The organism is Ensifer sp. EB106-03-01-XG145 (assembly GCF_058792075.1).
Genome location: NZ_JBYTEC010000010.1, coordinates 264,775 through 282,056 on the forward strand (window position 1 = coordinate 264,775; position 17,282 = coordinate 282,056).

Consider the following 17,282-nt stretch of genomic DNA (forward strand, 5'->3'; position numbering starts at 1 on the left):
CGCTCGTCGTATCAGGCCTTGAAATAGCTCTGCAGCGGACGCACTTCGAGGCTGCCGGCCTTCAGCGCCTTGATCGCATGGGCTGCCGCTTCCGCGCCGGCCATGGTGGTGTAGTAGGGCACCTTCTGCATCAGCGTCGCGCGGCGAAGCGACTTGGAGTCCGAGATCGCCTTGTTGCCGTCGGTCGTGTTGATGACGAGCTGGACGTGACGGTTGCGGATCGCGTCTTCGACGTGCGGCCGGCCTTCCTGGACCTTGTTGACCTTGGTGGCGGCAATGCCGTTTTCACCGAGGAAACGCGCGGTGCCGGCCGTGGCCATGACCTTGAAGCCGATATCGACGAGAATGCGGATCGCCGGAAGAACCCGGGTCTTGTCCTCGTCGCGCACCGAAACGAACACCGTTCCATCGCGCGGCAGGTCGACGCCTGCGCCGAGCTGCGACTTGGCGAAGGCCAGCGCATAGTCGGTGTCGAGACCGATGACTTCGCCGGTCGAGCGCATTTCCGGACCGAGCAGCGTGTCGACGCCGGGGAAGCGGGCGAAGGGGAAGACCGCTTCCTTCACCGCAATGTGCTTCAGGTTGCGCGGATCCGGCTTCTCGCCATAGGCGGCGATCGCGACGTCGAGCGTTTCGCCGGCCATCACGCGGGCTGCGATCTTGGCGATCGGCGCGCCGATCGTCTTCGCGACGAAGGGCACGGTACGCGATGCGCGCGGGTTGACTTCAAGCACGTAGATCGTGCCGTCCTTGATGGCGAACTGCACGTTCATCAGGCCGCCGACATTGAGCGCCTTGGCAAGCGCTGCCGTCTGGCGTTCGAGTTCGTCGACCATGGCCGTGTCGAGCGTATGCACCGGCAGCGAGCAGGCGCTGTCGCCCGAGTGGATCCCGGCTTCCTCGATGTGTTCCATGATGCCCGAGACGAAGACGTCCTTGCCGTCGCAGAGGCAGTCGACGTCCACTTCCGTGGCATTCGTCAGGTAGCTGTCGAACAGCAGCGGGTTCTTGCCGAGCAGCGTGTTGATCTGGCCGGTCTTGTCGTTCGGGTAGCGCTGCTTGATGTCTTCCGGAACCAGGCCCGGAACCGTGTCGAGCAGATAGGTCTGCAGCATGCTTTCCGAATGAATGATCTGCATGGCGCGGCCGCCAAGAACGTAGGACGGGCGCACGACCAGCGGGAAGCCGATCTCGGCAGCGACCAGGCGGGCCTGCTCGACCGAGTAGGCGATGCCGTTGCGCGGCTGGTTGAGGTCGAGCTTCATCAGCAGCTTCTGGAAGCGGTCGCGGTCCTCGGCAAGGTCGATCATGTCGGGTGCCGTGCCGAGGATCGGGATGCCGTTCTTTTCCAGCGCTTCGGCCAGCTTCAGCGGCGTCTGGCCGCCGAACTGCACGATGACGCCGACGAGTTCGCCCTTTTCCTGTTCGGCGCGCATGATCTCGATCACGTCTTCGGCCGTCAGCGGCTCGAAATAGAGGCGATCGGAGGTGTCGTAGTCGGTCGAAACCGTCTCCGGGTTGCAGTTGATCATGATCGCTTCGTAGCCGGCATCCTTCAGCGCGAATGCCGCGTGGCAGCAGCAGTAGTCGAACTCGATGCCCTGGCCGATACGGTTCGGACCACCACCAAGGATAACGACCTTCTTGCGGTCGGAAACCCCAGCTTCCGACCGGGCGGCACCGACGAAGGGCGTTTCGTAGGTCGAGTACATGTAAGCGGTCGGCGAGGCGAATTCGGCGGCGCAGGTATCGATGCGCTTGTAGACCGGGCGAACATTCAGCGCGTTGCGCAGTTCGGCCACTTCCTTCGGGCGCTTGCCGCCGAGCGTAGCGAGGCGCGCATCGGAGAAGCCCATGGCCTTCAGCATGCGCAGGTTCTCGGCATCCTGGGGCAGGCCGTGCTCGCGGATGCGTGCCTCCATGTCGACGATCGCCTTGAACTGGGCGATGAACCACGGATCGATCTTGCTCGCCTCGTGAACATCTGCCTCGCTCATGCCGAGGCGGAGCGCCTGGGCAACCATACGCAGCCGGTCCGGCGTCGGCGTGCCGATCGCGGCGCGGATGGCGTTGCGGCCATCGCCGTTGTCGTCCATGTCGGGGATTTCGATTTCGTCGAGGCCGGTGAGGCCGGTCTCAAGGCCACGCAGCGCCTTCTGCAGCGATTCGGCAAAGGTGCGGCCGATCGCCATGACTTCGCCGACCGACTTCATCGCGGTGGTCAGGACCGGCGAGGCGCCCGGGAACTTCTCGAAGGCGAAGCGCGGGATTTTGGTGACGACGTAGTCGATCGAGGGCTCGAAGGAGGCCGGCGTCGCGCCGCCGGTGATGTCGTTGTCGAGTTCGTCCAGCGTGTAGCCGATGGCGAGCTTCGCCGCGATCTTTGCGATCGGGAAGCCGGTCGCCTTGGAGGCGAGCGCCGAGGAGCGCGATACGCGCGGGTTCATTTCGATGACGACCAGACGGCCGTCCTTCGGGTTGACGGCAAACTGCACGTTCGAGCCGCCGGTCTCGACGCCGATCTCGCGCAGAACCGCGATCGAGGCGTTGCGCATGATCTGGTATTCCTTGTCGGTCAGCGTCAGCGCCGGAGCAACGGTGATCGAATCGCCGGTGTGCACGCCCATCGGATCGATGTTTTCGATCGAGCAGATGATGATGCAGTTGTCCGCCGTGTCGCGGACGACCTCCATTTCGTATTCCTTCCAGCCGAGCACCGATTCTTCGATCAGCACTTCGGTGGTGGGCGAAGCGTCGAGGCCACTGCCGACGATGTCGAAGAATTCCGTGCGGTTATAGGCGATACCGCCACCGGTGCCGCCGAGCGTGAAGGACGGGCGGATGATCGCGGGCAGGCCAACATCGTCGAGCGCCTGCGCGGCGATCGCCATCGCATGGTTCAGATAGCGCTGCTTGCGGTCGCCTTCACCGAGGTTCCACTGGTTCTCCAGCTCGTCGAGCGCCTTGTCGAGGTCCGGGCCGGACAGTCGGCCCTTCAGTTCGGCGCGCTCGGCCTCATGCACCTTGCGGTCATGGTCCTTGATGTCGGTGGCGTTCGCCAGCCGCGACTTCGGCGTCTCCAGGCCGATCTTCGCCATCGCCTCGCGGAAGAGGGCACGGTCTTCGGCCTTGTCGATCGCGTCGGGCTTGGCACCGATCATCTCGACATTGTAGCGGTCGAGAACGCCCATACGGCGCAGCGACAGTGCGGTGTTGAGCGCGGTCTGGCCGCCCATGGTCGGGAGCAGCGCGTCCGGGCGCTCCTTGGCGATGATCTTGGCGACGACTTCCGGGGTGATCGGCTCGACATAGGTCGCATCGGCGAGGCCCGGATCGGTCATGATCGTCGCTGGGTTGGAGTTGACGAGGATGACGCGGTAGCCTTCCTCCTTCAGCGCCTTACAGGCCTGGGTGCCGGAATAGTCGAATTCGCATGCCTGACCGATGACGATCGGCCCCGCGCCGATGATAAGAATGGACTTGATATCTTGGCGCTTCGGCATGGTCGGTCATCCGTTTCTAGCTGCGCGAAAAACCGGCCAAAGTGGGAGGTCACCGGCCGGGCACGCATTGATGGTCTTTTCAGGCTAGAAGCGGCTTATAGGCAAATGTATCTGCAAGCGAAACCCCGAAAATACCGGAATCGACAAGAAGCCGGCATATTTGCGCGTTCTCTGCTTTATCGCTCGCTCGGCGGCACTAAAACCGCGCCAAAGCGTTAGGCGCCGACGGCGCGCACTGGCGGCTTCGACCCGGACGAGCAGGTCGTGCGGATCGGGCCGGGGCTTGTGCACTTCTTCCACGCCGAGGCGACCGATTCCTTCAAGCCGCAACGCCTTCACGAAGGCTCCGCCTCGTCCCGCTCTGCGGGTGGCTTAGGAGCGGCAAAGCGACTTTACGTCAAGGAGAGCGGAGCAGACTTCAGCCGGCGGAGTTTTCGCTGCCGATATCCGTAGCGGGAGCTAGCAGCCGCAGCAAAAAGTTTGGCCAGATCGCGAACTTACGGGCGGCGATTGCGTTTTACAACGACGTTGGGCGCATCTTATAAAAGAGCAAACCGACAACGCCCTTTTTACAGAGGCTGGGAGGACAGATCATGGAATGGAAAGGCCGCCGCCAATCCGAAAACATCGAAGACCAGCGCGGCGCGAGCCCGGGTGGCGGCAATCCGTTCGGGCGCGGCGGTGGTTTCCGCATGCCGGGCGGCGGAGGCGGTATGCGGCGCGCCGGCGGCGGCATGAGCTTCGGAACGATCATCTTCCTCGTCATCCTCTACTTTATCCTCAAGGCCATGGGCATCGACATGCTGCAGGTGCTGGAAGGTGGCGGCGGTCAGGTACAGTTGCCCGGTTTCGAGCAGAGTGACGGCTCGCCGGCACCGCGCGGTTCGGCCCAGGAAGAGGAAATGAAGTCTTTCATGGCGACCGTGCTCGCCGAGACCGAGGATACCTGGAACGGCATTTTCCAGGCGAGCGGCAAACAGTACGAAGAGCCCAAGATGGTGCTCTTCCGCGGCCAAGTGCGCTCCGCCTGCGGCTTCGCGTCTGCCGCCTCCGGGCCGTTCTATTGCCCGGGAGACCACAAGGTCTATCTCGACATGAGCTTCTTCGATGAACTCGCCCAGAAGTTCGATGCATCCGGCGACTTCGCCCAGGCCTATGTGGTTGCGCACGAGGTCGGCCACCACGTCCAGAACCTGATCGGCGTCTTGCCGAAATTCAACCAGATGCGCCAGTCGATGAGCGAAACCGAAGCCAATCAGATGTCGGTGCGTGTCGAACTGCAGGCCGATTGCTTCGCCGGCGTCTGGGGCAAATTTACCGAGCAGAAGGGCCTGCTCTCGCAAGGCGACCTCGAAGAGGCGCTGAACGCCGCCACCCAGATCGGCGACGACACGCTGCAGAAGCGGATGCAGGGCTACGTCGTTCCGGAGAGTTTCAACCACGGCACCTCCGAACAGCGCATGCGCTGGTTCAAGCGTGGCTTCGACAGCGGCAAGATGTCGGCCTGCGATACCTTATCGGGCGCCGTCTAGCCGCTTCTAAACAAGAAAACTGTCAGGGTCGGCACGATTGCCGGCCCTTTCGTTTGTCGGGTCAGCGTTCGCTGTCCATATGGGCGAGTTGGGCCTCGGGATAGCGGGCGCCCGCAGCGGCATCTTTCGGAACCGCCTGTTCGATTACCGCCAGATCGCCGGCACTGAGATCGACATCGCGCGACGCGAGGGCTTCCGCCAAGCGGTCGCGCCGGCGTGCACCGATCAACGGCACGATGTCCTTGCCCTGGGCGGCTACCCAGGCAATCGCGATCTGAGCCACCGAAACGCCCTTGCTTTCAGCGACCTGCCTCAGCGCTTCGACGAGGGCGAGGTTCTTGTCGATGTTGCCCTCCTGGAACCGCGGGCTCATGGCGCGGAAATCGCCCTTGCCGGCCACACCCTTCTGCCAGTGGCCGCTGATCAGGCCGCGCGACAGCACGCCATAGGCGGTGACGCCGATACCGAGAGCGCGGCAGGTCGGCAGGATCTCGGTCTCTATGCCGCGTGAAATCAGCGAATACTCGATCTGCAGATCCGAGATCGGGTGGACGGCAGCGGCGCGGCGGATGGTCTCGGGCCCAACCTCGGAGAGGCCGATATGGCGGACATATCCAGCCTTCACCATGTCGGAAATCGCACCAACGGTATCTTCGATCGGAACGTCGGGATCGAGCCTGGAGGGACGATAGATGTCGATATGATCGACGCCAAGCCGCTGCAGCGTGTAGGCGAGAAAGTTGCGAACCGCCTTCGGCCGGCAATCATAGCCAGCCCAGTTGCCGGCAGCGTCACGCAATGCGCCGAACTTCACACTCAACAGCGCCTTGTCGCGCCTACCGCCCTTCAGCGCCTCGCCGATCAGCATCTCGTTGTGGCCCATACCATAGAAGTCACCGGTATCGAGCAGCGTGATGCCGGCCTCCAGCGCGGCGTGGATGGTGGCGATGCTTTCGGCACGGTCGGCCGGGCCGTACATGCCGGACATGCCCATGCAGCCGAGTCCGAGCGCCGACACCGAGGGGCCGGTCTTTCCGAGTGAAACGTAATCCATTCTCGTTCTCCTTCGACATGGCCGAAATCCGCCGGCCGTTGATCGGTCTCTTGTTTACTTCCTTTGGCGTCGTGCGATAATCCGACCTCAATCGAACGACTTGTACGAAATTCCGCACAATGAACGACCTGCCGCTTGCAGATCTCGATGCCTTTACCGCCGTTGCCGCGACGCGCAGCTTCCGCGCCGCTGCCAAGAAGCGCGGCGTTTCCGCGTCGTCGCTGAGCGAGGCGCTGCGACGGCTCGAAGCCAAGCTGCAAGTGCGCCTGCTCAACCGCACGACCCGCAGCGTGACACTGACGGAGGCGGGCATGCGGTTGCTGGATCGGCTGACGCCGGCGCTCGGCGAGATTGCCGGCGCGCTCGATCAGGTCAACGAGATGCGCGACAGTCCGGCGGGAACGCTGAAACTGAATGTCCCGACCATCGTTGCCCGCGAAATCCTACCACCGATCGTCGGCCGCTTCCTCAGCAAGCATCCGGCAATCTCCTTGGAAGTGACGGCGGAAGATGGGTTCGTCGACGTTCTGGCGGCGGGTTTCGACGCTGGCGTTCGCTATGAGGAACGGGTCGAGCGCGACATGATCGCCATACCGATCGGGCCGAGCCGGCACCGCTACGTCACCGCGGCGGCACCGGATTATCTCGCCAGGCACGGCGTGCCCCAACATCCACGCGATCTGCTTGACCATGGCTGTATTCGCCACCGTTTCGCCAGCGGCATTTCTCTTCCCTGGGAGTTCGGTGAAGGGGAGGCGGCGCTGACGATCGCGCCTCCTGCCGTCGTGACCGCCAATACGATCGACCTCGAACTCGGCGCTGCCCTTGACGGGCTTGGCATCATCCGGACCTTCGAGGAGTTCGTCGCCCCGGCCATCGCGGCAGGACGGCTCCGGCCCATTCTTGAAGACTGGACGACGAGTTTTTCCGGACCGTTTCTCTACTATGCGAGCCGCAGGCATATGCCGACGCCGCTGCGCGCCTTCGTGGATTTCTTGAAGCTTGAACAGCGGCGCGACAACGGGTGAAGGCAGATGCACGTCACCCGTCACATCAACCATTGCGATAGTCCCATCAGATAATTTGAGACGTTCACGGATTGTTTCGCGCGAAATGATCCGTTACACCTAAATTGGTAGCGTTGTTCACGTTCTGTCCCGCATCCCGGGGCAGGCCGCTCGGGGGAGGGATCGCATGCGCGACGAGAAGTTTGTGCGACGCGGCCTGTTCCTCGTCTTCCTCATCCTGTTCCTGGATATCATCGGCATTGCGATCATCGTTCCAGTGCTGCCGACCTATCTGGAGGAACTGACCGGCTCCGATATCAGCGAAGCGGCAATCGACGGTGGTTGGCTGCTGCTCGTTTATGCGGCGATGCAGTTTCTCTTCGCGCCGCTGATCGGCAACCTCAGCGACCGATTCGGCCGCCGTCCGGTGCTGCTCGCATCGGTCTTCACCTTCGCACTCGACAATCTGATCTGTGCGCTCGCCACCAGCTATTGGATGCTGTTCATCGGCCGTGTGCTCGCCGGCATCAGCGGTGCAAGTTTCGGCACCGCATCGGCCTATATCGCCGACATCAGCCATGACGGAAACCGCGCCAAGAATTTTGGGCTGATCGGCATCGCCTTCGGGACCGGCTTCGCCCTCGGCCCGGTGCTTGGCGGTCTGCTCGGCGAATTGGGGCCACGCGTGCCGTTCTACGGTGCCGCGGCGCTCTCCTTCGTCAATTTCATTCTCGGCGTATTTCTGCTGCCCGAGACGCTGGATCGCGCCAATCGCCGTCGCTTCGAGTGGAAGCGCGCCAATCCGCTCGGCGCCCTCAAGCAGATGCGCAACTACCCAGGCATCGGCTGGGTTGGGCTCGTCTTCTTTCTCTTCTGGCTCGCCCACTCCGTCTATCCGGCGGTCTGGTCCTTCGTATCCAACTACCGCTATGGCTGGAGCGAGGGGCAGATCGGGCTATCTCTCGGTATCTTCGGCATCGGCGGCGCGTTTGTCATGGCCGTCATACTGCCGCGCGTCGTGCCACGGCTTGGCGAGTGGCGGACGGCGGTGCTGGGACTGACCTTCACCACCCTTGGCGCCATCGGCTATGCGGGTGCCTGGCAGGGGTGGATGATCTATGCGGTGATCATCGCAACCGCGCTCGAAAGCCTCGCAGATCCGCCATTGCGCAGTATCGCTGCCGCCCACGTGCCGCCATCGGCACAGGGAGAACTTCAGGGCGCGCTGACCAGCATCGGCAGCATCACCACGATCATCGGCCCGCTGGTCTTCACCCAGGCTTTCGGCTATTTCACCAGCCCTAGCGCTCCCGTCGCCTTCGCCGGTGCGCCCTATGCGCTCGCGAGTTGCTTCCTCGTCGGCGCGCTCGTCGTGTTCCTGTTGAAGATACCCAGAAGCAGGGCGGTAGGACCGCAAGGGCTGGAGGAGGCTATCGAGCCGGCTGCGGCTGCGGTTGCAGCAGCGGAAGAGGCTGAAGGGATCGAACAGCCAAGAATGCACGGAAATTGATCAATTTTCGTGATCTATCGATGAAAGTTTGAGCAACCTCGCCCTTGCGGCTGGCTCTTTGCCCGGGGGTATTCTATCTCCGGTTTTCCTCCCTCCGACCTTTAGTTGCGGCCGAGGCCGCATCGACCGCCAGGAATCTGCCATGCTGACCGCGAATGCGAGCCCGAAGCCGTTGACGACCGACAACTCCTGGCGGATGCATTATCGCGCGAGCTTCTATCTCGGCGTGCCCTTTATCGGCGCCCAGCTCGCCCAGCTCGCGATCAACACGACGGACGTCCTGATGGTGGGCAAGCTCGGCGCCACCGAACTCGCGGCGATCATTCTTGCGACGCAGATGTATTTCACCGTCTATGTTTTCGGGAACGGCTTTGCCAACGCGGTGGTTCCGATGGCAGCCCAAGCCGTTGGTCGAGGCGACAAGGTTTCGGTGCGCCGCTCCGTGCGCATGGGCATGTGGGTCGTGCTGCTCTACGGGGTGCTGACGGCGCCGGTGCTCTGGATGGCCGAACCGATCCTGCTTTTCGCCGGTCAGCAACCCGAGGTCGCAGCCCTTGCAGGGGAATACATCCGCATCGCCCAGTGGGCGATCTTTCCCGGCCTGATTTTCATGGTGCTCAGAGCCTTCTTGAGCGGCCTCGAGCGGGCAGGAATCATTCTCTACGTGACGCTGGCGACTCTCGTACTCAATGCCGCTCTTTGTTACGTGCTGATCTTCGGCCATTTCGGCTTCCCGCAGCTCGGCATCTTCGGTGCAGCGGTAGCGGCGCTCGGCGTTGCGTTGCTCGGCGCGGCGCTGACGATCGGCTACATCAAGAGCAAGCCTGAGCTCAACCAGTACGAACTGTTCGTCCGATTCTGGCGGCCTGACTGGACGGCGTTCTGGGAGGTCGTGTCTCTCGGCATTCCGATCTCGCTGACGATCCTTGCCGAAGTGAGCCTCTTCACCGTCGCTTCGCTGCTGATGGGCACGATCGGCACGATTGAACTTGCCGCGCACGGCATCGCCCTGCAGTTCGCCTCACTCGCCTTCATGATCCCGCTCGGGCTCGCGCAAGCCGCCACGGTGCGTGTCGGCCTTGCCTACGGCCGAAACGACATGCTGGGCGTCCGGCGCGCGGCGGTTGCATCACTCGTGCTCGGTGCGGGCTTTGCCGTCGTCGGGAGCGCGATCTTTGCCCTGTTCCCGAGCCATCTCGCCGCCCTTTATCTCGACACCAACCGCCCGGATGCCGCGGCAGTACTGGCCTTCGCCGCGCCGCTCATCGTCATTGCCGGCGCCTTCCAGCTCGTCGACGGCATGCAGGCGATCGCCGCCGGCATGCTGCGCGGGTTGAAGGACACCAAGGTGCCGATGCTGCTGGCGTTGATCTCCTATTGGCCGATCGGCTTCGTCTGCGCCTGGGCCTTCGCCTTTCCGTTCAACTTCGGCGGCATGGGCGTCTGGTTCGGCTTCGTCCTCGGGCTCGCGGCAGCCGCCGTGCTTTTGAACTGGCGCTTCTTCCGGATGATCGGCGCGATTTCGACCACGCCCCCGAGGCACACCGCGATTTAGCGATAGGCTCCAGGCTGCGGGCAAAGAAAAAGCCGGACGGGCAGGGGATGCCGTCCGGCTTACAATGGCGACCGCCTCAGGGGAAGGGAACGGCGTCGCCTACTACCAAGCTTCGATTACGAAGCCTCGAAACCGCTAGACGTTGAAACCGTCAAGCCGCTCCGAACCCTGGCGATCGCGCTGGAGGTCGCGTATCGTTCGGGCAAAATCGATCAAAAAAACGAAACTGATGACCGCTGCCGCGATCATGAACAGGGTGGCCATGACGCCCTCCATCAACGGAAGATCTTCTGGGTCACGAATTGCTCGCGCCGGGCACGGGACTCATTGCGAAGTCCATGTATCGTCGCAAACAGCATCGCGAAAAACATCGCCATCGAAAACAGAGCAAGTCCCATAGCCGTAATCCTTTCGCATCCTAAACGGCAGTACGTTCGAAAAGTTCCGTTGTTTACTGCGCTTACACTAGCGTTCTGCGTGTGAAGCACCGTTGAACATGGCATTCATTTAGCATTCATTCTTTCTGTCCCGCTGTTTCCCAGGGAACAGCTCTAGCCATCGGCACAACTCTTGCGATCCGTCGCCGTCCGTGACAAAAGGCTTCACCAAACGGAAACAGGTGCGATGACCACGGCATTTTATCCCGGCTCCTTCGATCCGATGACGAACGGCCACCTCGACGTACTCGTGCAGGCGCTGAATGTGGCGGCGAAGGTCATCGTCGCAATCGGCATCCACCCGGGGAAGGCGCCGCTGTTTACCTTTGACGAACGCGCCGAACTCATCCGTCGGTCGCTTCAGGAATTCCTGCCCGACCGGGTCGGCGATATCGACGTCGTCGCCTTCGACAATCTGGTCGTCGACGCGGCGCGCGAGCGCGGCGCGAAACTGCTTGTGCGCGGGCTTCGCGACGGCACGGACCTCGACTACGAGATGCAGATGGCCGGCATGAACCGGCAGATGGCCCCCGACATCCAGACGCTATTCTTGCCCGCAGGCACGGCATCGCGGCCCATTACGGCCACATTGGTCCGCCAGATCGCCGCCATGGGCGGTGACGTCAGCGCCTTCGTGCCCGCGGCAGTTTACCAAGCACTGCAGGCCAAACGCCGCGCTTGAGGCGCGGCCCTCTTTACACCACGCAGGGAGAAACCATGAAAATCCTCCACCTCGCTTTTGCCGGCGCCCTTGCGCTTGCCTCCTGGACGGGAACGGCGATCGCGCAATCGGCCGACAACTTCATCACGATCACGCTCAAGGATGGGCCGGTCGTCGTTGAACTGCGTCCGGACATTGCCCCGAAGCATGTCGAGCAGATCAAGGCGCTTGCCGCCGCCGGCGAGTATGACAACGTTGCCTTCCACCGCGTGATCAAGGGCTTCATGGCCCAGACCGGCGACGTGCAGTATGGCGATATGGAAAACGGCTACCAGCCACAGGCTGCCGGCACCGGCGGCTCGTCGAAGCCGGATCTGCCGGCCGAGTTCTCCGACGTTCCGTTCGAACGCGGCACGGTCGGCATGGCGCGCTCGCAGGATCCGAACAGCGCCAACTCGCAGTTCTTCATCATGTTCGCACCGGGCGACTTCCTGAACGGCCAATACACGGTCGTCGGCAAGGTCGTTTCGGGTATGGAGAACGTCGACAAGATCAAGCTCGGCGACGATGCCAACAACGGCTCCGTCACCGATCCCGACCGCATGATCAGCGTCAAGGTCGGCAAGTAAAGTCAACAGAAGGAGAAAACCCATGGCCGAGATCAAGGATCCGGAAAACACGATCATCATGGAGACCACCAAGGGCAAGATCGTCATCGAGCTTCTGCCTGACGTCGCTCCGGGTCATGTCGCCCGCATCAAGGAACTGGCTCGCGAAGGTGCCTATGACGGCGTGGTATTCCACCGCGTGATCGAGGACTTCATGGCGCAGACCGGCGACGTTCAGTACGGCAAGACCGGCGGCGAGCACTTCAACCCGGCGCGTGCCGGCATGGGCGGCTCCTCCAAGCCGGATCTGAAGGCCGAATTCTCGAACGTCAGCCACGTTCGCGGCACCTGCTCGATGGCCCGCAGCCAGATGCCGAACTCGGCAAACTCGCAGTTCTTCATCTGCTTCACCGATGCCCCCTGGCTCAACAAGCAGTACTCCGTTTGGGGCCAGGTCATCGAAGGCATGGACAATGTCGACAAGATCAAGCGCGGCGAACCCGTGCGCGATCCCGACTCGATCGTCACGATGCGGGTTGCCGCAGACGCCTGATTTGCGCTAATGCACGGACCCGCCCCGGTCGCCAACTGCGCCGGGGCGGGTTTGCTTTTGTCTGAAGATAACAATGCGCGTAGACCTGTTCGACTTCGACCTTCCGGAAACCTCGATTGCGCTTCGGCCCGCAAGCCCGCGCGACAGCGCCCGCATGCTTGTCGTTCGCCCTGATGGCGCGGAAGTTCTGTCCGACAAAGGTGTGCTCGATCTGCCGTCGTTCCTCAGGGAAGGCGACGCACTGGTCTTCAACGACACCAAGGTGATTCCGGCGCAACTGGAAGGCATCCGCCGCCGCGGCGAGGAGATCACCACACCGGTTTCGCTGACGCTGCACATGCGCACGGCACCCGATTGCTGGAAGGCTTTTGCCCGCCCGGCGCGGCGCCTCAAGGTCGGCGACCGCATCGCCTTCGGCCATGGCGGTTCGAGTTGCCTGCTGGGCACACTCGACGCGACGGTCGAGGAAAAGGGCGATGCCGGCGAGGTGACGCTGCGCTTCGACCTCTCGGGCCCGTCGCTCGACGAGGCGATCATGGCGGTCGGCCACATTCCCCTGCCGCCCTACATCGCCTCCAAGCGCGCCGAGGACGCCCAGGATCGCGCCGATTACCAGACGATGTATGCCCGGGAGGAGGGCGCCGTAGCCGCGCCCACCGCCGGACTGCACTTCACCGACCGTCTCTTCACCAAGCTCGACGAGGCCGGCATCGAACGGCATTTTGTGACGCTGCATGTCGGGGCGGGCACGTTCCTGCCGGTCAAGGCCGACGACACCGACGACCATGTGATGCACCAGGAGATCGGCCACGTCGACGCCCGCACCGCCGAGCGGCTGAACGCCGTGAAGGCGAGGGGTGGCCGCATCGTCTGCGTCGGCACGACTTCGCTCCGGCTGATCGAAAGCGCGACCTCGGCAGAGGGTATCGTCAAGCCGTGGTCCGGGCCGACCGGCATCTTCATCACGCCCGGCTACCGCTTTCGCGCCGTCGACATGCTGATGACCAATTTCCATCTGCCGAAATCGACGCTGTTCATGCTGGTTTCGGCCTTCTCAGGCCTGGAAACTATGCGCGCGGCTTACGCACATGCGATCGAAACCGGCTACCGCTTCTATTCCTATGGCGACGCCAGCCTGCTTTTCCGGAAAGACTAGATGACCGAGACCTTCCAGTTCAAGCTTCACAAGACCGACGGCAAGGCCCGTCGCGGCGAAGTGTCCATGCCGCGCGGCACGATCCGCACGCCGGCCTTCATGCCGGTTGGCACGGTCGGCACGGTCAAGGCGATGTATCTCGACCAAGTGAAGGATCTCGGCGCCGACATCATTCTCGGCAATACCTACCACCTGATGCTACGCCCCGGCGCCGAGCGCGTCGCACGGCTCGGCGGTCTGCACGGCCTGATCCGTTGGCAGGGACCGATCCTCACAGACAGCGGCGGCTTCCAGGTCATGTCGCTTGCGGGCCTTCGCAAGCTCGACGAGCAGGGCGTCACTTTCAAGAGCCATGTCGACGGCGCGCTCTTCCACATGTCGCCGGAACGCTCGATCGAGATCCAGGGCCTGCTCGACAGCGATATCCAGATGCAGCTCGACGAATGCGTGGCGCTGCCGGCCGAGCCCAAGGAAATCGAGCGCGCGATGGAAATGTCGCTGCGCTGGGCAGAGCGTTGCAAGGTGGCCTTCGGCGACCAGCCAGGCAAGGCGATGTTCGGTATCGTGCAGGGCGGCGACATTCCAAAGCTGCGCGAACGCTCGGCCGAGGCGCTGAAGGGGCTCGATCTCAAGGGCTACGCTGTCGGCGGTCTGGCCGTCGGCGAGCCGCAGGAAGTGATGCTGCGCATGCTCGACATTACCTGCCCGATCATGCCGGTGGACAAGCCGCGTTACCTCATGGGGGTCGGCACGCCCGATGATATCCTGCGGTCGGTGGCCGAGGGCATCGACATGTTCGACTGCGTGATGCCGACCCGCTCGGGGCGCCATGGCCTCGCGTTCACGCGTCATGGCCGCATCAACCTGCGCAATGCGCGGCACGCCGAAGACATGCGCCCACTCGACGAAGAATCCTCGTGCCCGGCGGCGCGCGACTATTCGCGCGCCTATCTGCATCACTTGATCCGTTCGAACGAGTCGCTCGGCGGCATGCTCTTGAGCTGGAATAACCTGGCCTATTACCAGGAGCTCATGGCCGGCATCCGTCTGGCGATCGACGAAGGTCGCTTCGCCGACTTCATGGCGGAAACCCAGGAAACCTGGCGGCGAGGGGACCTTCCGCCGGTCTGACGGTTGGAGGACGCTTGGCGCTTTGTGCAGGGCCTAGATCGCCGGCCCCGGTGCTGCCTGCAGCATCATGACGCCGTTGATCTTGTAGCTCCCGTCCGGTTGCTTCACCAGTTGGTAGATTGCCGTCCAGTCCTTGCCATCAGGGGCCGAGATCAACACCTCCTGCAGGACCTGATCGCCGACGACCTTCGACCGGCCAAAGGCGAAGTTGCCGGGCCGGTAGACGGGCTGGTAGCCGCGTTTGACCATGTCGAAGAATGTGGTCTTGTCGGGAAACTTGCCGCGGACCGCCGGTGAGGCGAAGAAATAGGCGGTTTCTGCATCATCATGCAGAAAGGCTGCGATCTGCTCCTGAATGATCGCGCGTGCGGTATCGACAGGTTCATCGGCGCGAGAGGCACATGCAGTGAAAAGTTGGGTCGTCAGTCCGAGGGCAATGGCAAAGGTCCTGAACATCGCGTTCTCTCCATCCAAGCCAGCTAAGATGAGCATAGGATGGCCGAGCGCTTTGGAAATGGTCGTGCCCGCCAGGCATGCGCCATTCAATCCAAATTCCGTTCGGTATTTACAATGAAAATCAATTTATTAAAAAGCATTTCGAATAATATACTTTATATATCATAAGTTGGTGATATGCAGCATTGGCTGATCGGGCAGGGCTGCCCGATCACCAAAATGGCGTTGGAAGTGGCGCAAGCTTTAAGGCCTCAGGTCGTCGGCTTCTGCACCATGCTGCCGATATCGGCGGGTCTTGCGGAAGTCGATGCCGTTTTCATCGATCCTGGCGTCTGGCGCAGGGGTATCGGGAGATTGCTCCTGATCGAGACGGAGCGGCGCGCCGCAATGGCTGGCGTGAACACGCTGTGCGTCACACCCGGTGGCCATGCGGTTTCCTTCTATCGCGCTCTCGGCTTTCAGCATGCGGGAAAGGTGGCGACTGAGTTCGGGTCTGCTGAGCGCCTCACCAAGAAACTGGAATGACAGCAACGCAGAGCAGCCCGCCGCCAGGCATTCTGCAAACCACCGGCGAGGGTGGCGTTCGCGCTTTTCAGAATCAGGAAACTCGGATTCTATCCGCGATGGGTCGGAAACTGATGGAGCCTGAATTGCTTCTTGTCCTCATCGTTGGTCTTGTTGCCGGGGTCATTAGTGGCATCATCGGGACGGGATCCTCGATCATGCTTTTGCCAATCTTGACGTACGTCTATGGCCCGAAGGAAGCGATCCCGATCATGGCGGTGGCGGCGGTGATGGCAAATGTCTCGCGCATTCTTGTATGGTCGCGCTCCGTCGATTGGCGCGCGGTTGCGGCCTATGCAGCAACCGGGATACCGGCGGCGGCATTGGGCGCGCGGACCATGCTTGTTCTGCCTCCACACGTGGTGGATGCATCCATTGGAATTTTCTTCCTGGCCATGATCCCGATGCGTCGACGGTGTGCCGCATATTTGCGGCAACTGAGCTTGCGGCACCTGGCCTTTGCCGGAGCCATCATCGGCTTCCTGACGGGTATCGTTGTTTCTACCGGCCCCATATCCGTTCCGGTGTTCCTGGGGTATGGATTGACGAAGGGGAGCTTCATTGGCACCGAAGCCGCAGCCTCGCTGACGATCTACATCACCAAGACGCTCACATTCCAGAGTTTCGGCGCGCTGCCGTTTGCCACGCTGGCAAAGGGATTGACGGTCGGCGAATCGTTGATGGTTGGTTCGCTGCTGGCCAAGCCGTTTCTTCTTCGCCTCACACCTGAAACGTTCAGGCACGTTATGGACGCGCTTTTGCTTGGCACGGGCGCAAGCCTGCTATGGGGCGCCGCAAGCTGAAATCTCCCAGGTCATCAAAACCCCGGGGAGAGTGACATTCCAACTTTGCAGGATCAGGACACTTTAACTTTGCGGCTACACACAATGTCACAGCTATTTAAAGATGAGACAAAGTAGTCAACTTAGAAACGCGACATCATCCTATCGTTTATTACTGCGATTTCAAGAGGACATATTTGATTAATACGTAGACGCAAGCCGCCGATCGGCTGGAGCTGGTCAGGGTTGCGCAGGCCGGTCGGCGGCGGATGGCTTGAGGTGCAAAGATAAACTTTAGCTTTGAGAGCCCGAACCCGTCGGATACTCGGCAGCCTTCAGTCTTGCCAGCGCCTGTTGTCGCCGGGCGATGACCACGGGATCCTTGGTAAAATCGGTCTTCCGGCCAGGCTTGGTGCCGCGCTTTTGGTAGCCATTGCTTTGGCTGCCGTCGGGAATGCCGAACATATGGTCCGTCTGGCCGGTGCGGCGCGGCCCACCCTTGCTGCGCTGTTGCTCTCGGCCGGCCTGCATCTCGGCCACCAGCGCCAGCATGTCATCGAGGCGCTTGTTCTCAACCACCTCGGAGCGGTGCACCGAGCGCAGCGTGTCAAAGGTTCTGTAGGGCAGGGACGTCCCCTCATGGGTGACCTCGAGGCGACCATCGGGATAGTCGCAGACAATGACCTTCTTGCCGGCGAGCGCCGTGGCGAAATCCGTCGGATCGAGGATGAACATCACCTTGTCATAGCGCAGCGTCAGGGACTGCGACAGCT

General features: G+C 62.2%; 15 protein-coding genes and 1 pseudogene. 11 read left to right on the plus strand and 5 right to left on the minus strand.

Annotation, left to right across the window (positions count from 1 at the left end):
• Window positions 1-11: 11 nt before the first annotated feature.
• On the minus strand, window positions 12-3,503 hold the full coding sequence (gene carB / locus AC3WWH_RS23120; RefSeq protein WP_058324182.1) for a carbamoyl-phosphate synthase large subunit: 3,492 nt from the start codon (window positions 3,501-3,503) through the stop codon (window positions 12-14).
• Window positions 3,504-4,096: 593 nt separating this feature from the next.
• On the opposite strand from carB, the gene ypfJ reads away from it, so the two are divergent.
• Window positions 4,097-5,035 carry a KPN_02809 family neutral zinc metallopeptidase gene (gene ypfJ / locus AC3WWH_RS23125; protein ID WP_057250299.1) on the plus strand — a complete coding sequence of 313 codons (939 nt, stop codon included), beginning with the start codon at window positions 4,097-4,099 and terminating at the stop codon, window positions 5,033-5,035.
• A gap of 61 nt (window positions 5,036-5,096) precedes the next feature.
• On the opposite strand, the gene AC3WWH_RS23130 is transcribed toward ypfJ, so the two are convergent.
• Window positions 5,097-6,089, minus strand: coding sequence for an aldo/keto reductase (locus tag AC3WWH_RS23130; RefSeq protein ID WP_058324183.1), 993 nt, complete (start codon window positions 6,087-6,089; stop codon window positions 5,097-5,099).
• 119 nt (window positions 6,090-6,208) lie between these two features.
• Here AC3WWH_RS23130 and AC3WWH_RS23135 point away from each other — a divergent pair, with 119 nt between their 5' ends.
• From AC3WWH_RS23135 to AC3WWH_RS23145, 3 genes are all read left to right on the plus strand, one after another.
• Window positions 6,209-7,117: a LysR family transcriptional regulator gene (locus tag AC3WWH_RS23135; protein ID WP_058324184.1), complete on the plus strand. Its 909-nt coding sequence runs from the start codon at window positions 6,209-6,211 to the stop codon at window positions 7,115-7,117.
• A gap of 166 nt (window positions 7,118-7,283) precedes the next feature.
• The gene (locus AC3WWH_RS23140) at window positions 7,284-8,606 is read left to right on the plus strand and encodes a TCR/Tet family MFS transporter (protein WP_082641120.1); all 1,323 of its coding nucleotides are present in this window, start codon (window positions 7,284-7,286) and stop codon (window positions 8,604-8,606) included.
• A gap of 142 nt (window positions 8,607-8,748) precedes the next feature.
• On the plus strand, window positions 8,749-10,161 hold the full coding sequence (locus AC3WWH_RS23145; protein ID WP_058324185.1) for an MATE family efflux transporter: 1,413 nt from the start codon (window positions 8,749-8,751) through the stop codon (window positions 10,159-10,161).
• A 135-nt stretch (window positions 10,162-10,296) separates the two neighbouring features.
• Here AC3WWH_RS23145 and AC3WWH_RS23150 read toward each other — a convergent pair whose 3' ends face one another.
• Complete coding sequence (locus AC3WWH_RS23150) at window positions 10,297-10,425, minus strand: hypothetical protein (RefSeq protein ID WP_255571450.1); 129 nt, start codon at window positions 10,423-10,425, stop codon at window positions 10,297-10,299.
• Window positions 10,426-10,785: 360 nt separating this feature from the next.
• Here AC3WWH_RS23150 and coaD point away from each other — a divergent pair, with 360 nt between their 5' ends.
• The 5 genes from coaD (at window position 10,786) to tgt (ending at window position 14,707) form a co-directional block, all read left to right on the plus strand.
• Window positions 10,786-11,280, plus strand: a complete 495-nt coding sequence (gene coaD, locus AC3WWH_RS23155; RefSeq protein WP_058324186.1) for a pantetheine-phosphate adenylyltransferase — start codon at window positions 10,786-10,788, stop codon at window positions 11,278-11,280.
• Between the two features lie 35 nt (window positions 11,281-11,315).
• On the plus strand, window positions 11,316-11,888 hold the full coding sequence (locus AC3WWH_RS23160) for a peptidylprolyl isomerase (protein ID WP_058328208.1): 573 nt from the start codon (window positions 11,316-11,318) through the stop codon (window positions 11,886-11,888).
• 22 nt (window positions 11,889-11,910) lie between these two features.
• Window positions 11,911-12,420 (plus strand): peptidylprolyl isomerase, encoded by a 510-nt coding sequence (locus tag AC3WWH_RS23165; protein ID WP_057250311.1) that lies wholly within the window; start codon window positions 11,911-11,913, stop codon window positions 12,418-12,420.
• A 73-nt stretch (window positions 12,421-12,493) separates the two neighbouring features.
• Window positions 12,494-13,576, plus strand: a complete 1,083-nt coding sequence (gene queA, locus AC3WWH_RS23170) for a tRNA preQ1(34) S-adenosylmethionine ribosyltransferase-isomerase QueA (RefSeq protein WP_057250312.1) — start codon at window positions 12,494-12,496, stop codon at window positions 13,574-13,576.
• On the plus strand, window positions 13,577-14,707 hold the full coding sequence (gene tgt, locus AC3WWH_RS23175; protein ID WP_057250314.1) for a tRNA guanosine(34) transglycosylase Tgt: 1,131 nt from the start codon (window positions 13,577-13,579) through the stop codon (window positions 14,705-14,707).
• Between the two features lie 33 nt (window positions 14,708-14,740).
• Here the strand turns inward: tgt and AC3WWH_RS23180 are convergent, their stop codons facing one another.
• Complete coding sequence (locus AC3WWH_RS23180) at window positions 14,741-15,163, minus strand: DUF4864 domain-containing protein (protein WP_058324188.1); 423 nt, start codon at window positions 15,161-15,163, stop codon at window positions 14,741-14,743.
• Window positions 15,164-15,340: 177 nt separating this feature from the next.
• Here AC3WWH_RS23180 and AC3WWH_RS23185 point away from each other — a divergent pair, with 177 nt between their 5' ends.
• Entirely contained in the window at window positions 15,341-15,688 is a 348-nt protein-coding gene (locus AC3WWH_RS23185) for a GNAT family N-acetyltransferase (protein WP_058324189.1), read from the plus strand.
• Window positions 15,689-15,801: 113 nt separating this feature from the next.
• The gene (locus AC3WWH_RS23190) at window positions 15,802-16,530 is read left to right on the plus strand and encodes a sulfite exporter TauE/SafE family protein (RefSeq protein WP_058324190.1); all 729 of its coding nucleotides are present in this window, start codon (window positions 15,802-15,804) and stop codon (window positions 16,528-16,530) included.
• 273 nt (window positions 16,531-16,803) lie between these two features.
• On the opposite strand, the pseudogene AC3WWH_RS23195 reads toward AC3WWH_RS23190, so the two are convergent.
• Window positions 16,804-17,282 (minus strand): annotated as a pseudogene (locus tag AC3WWH_RS23195) (ISNCY family transposase); the annotation flags it as partial.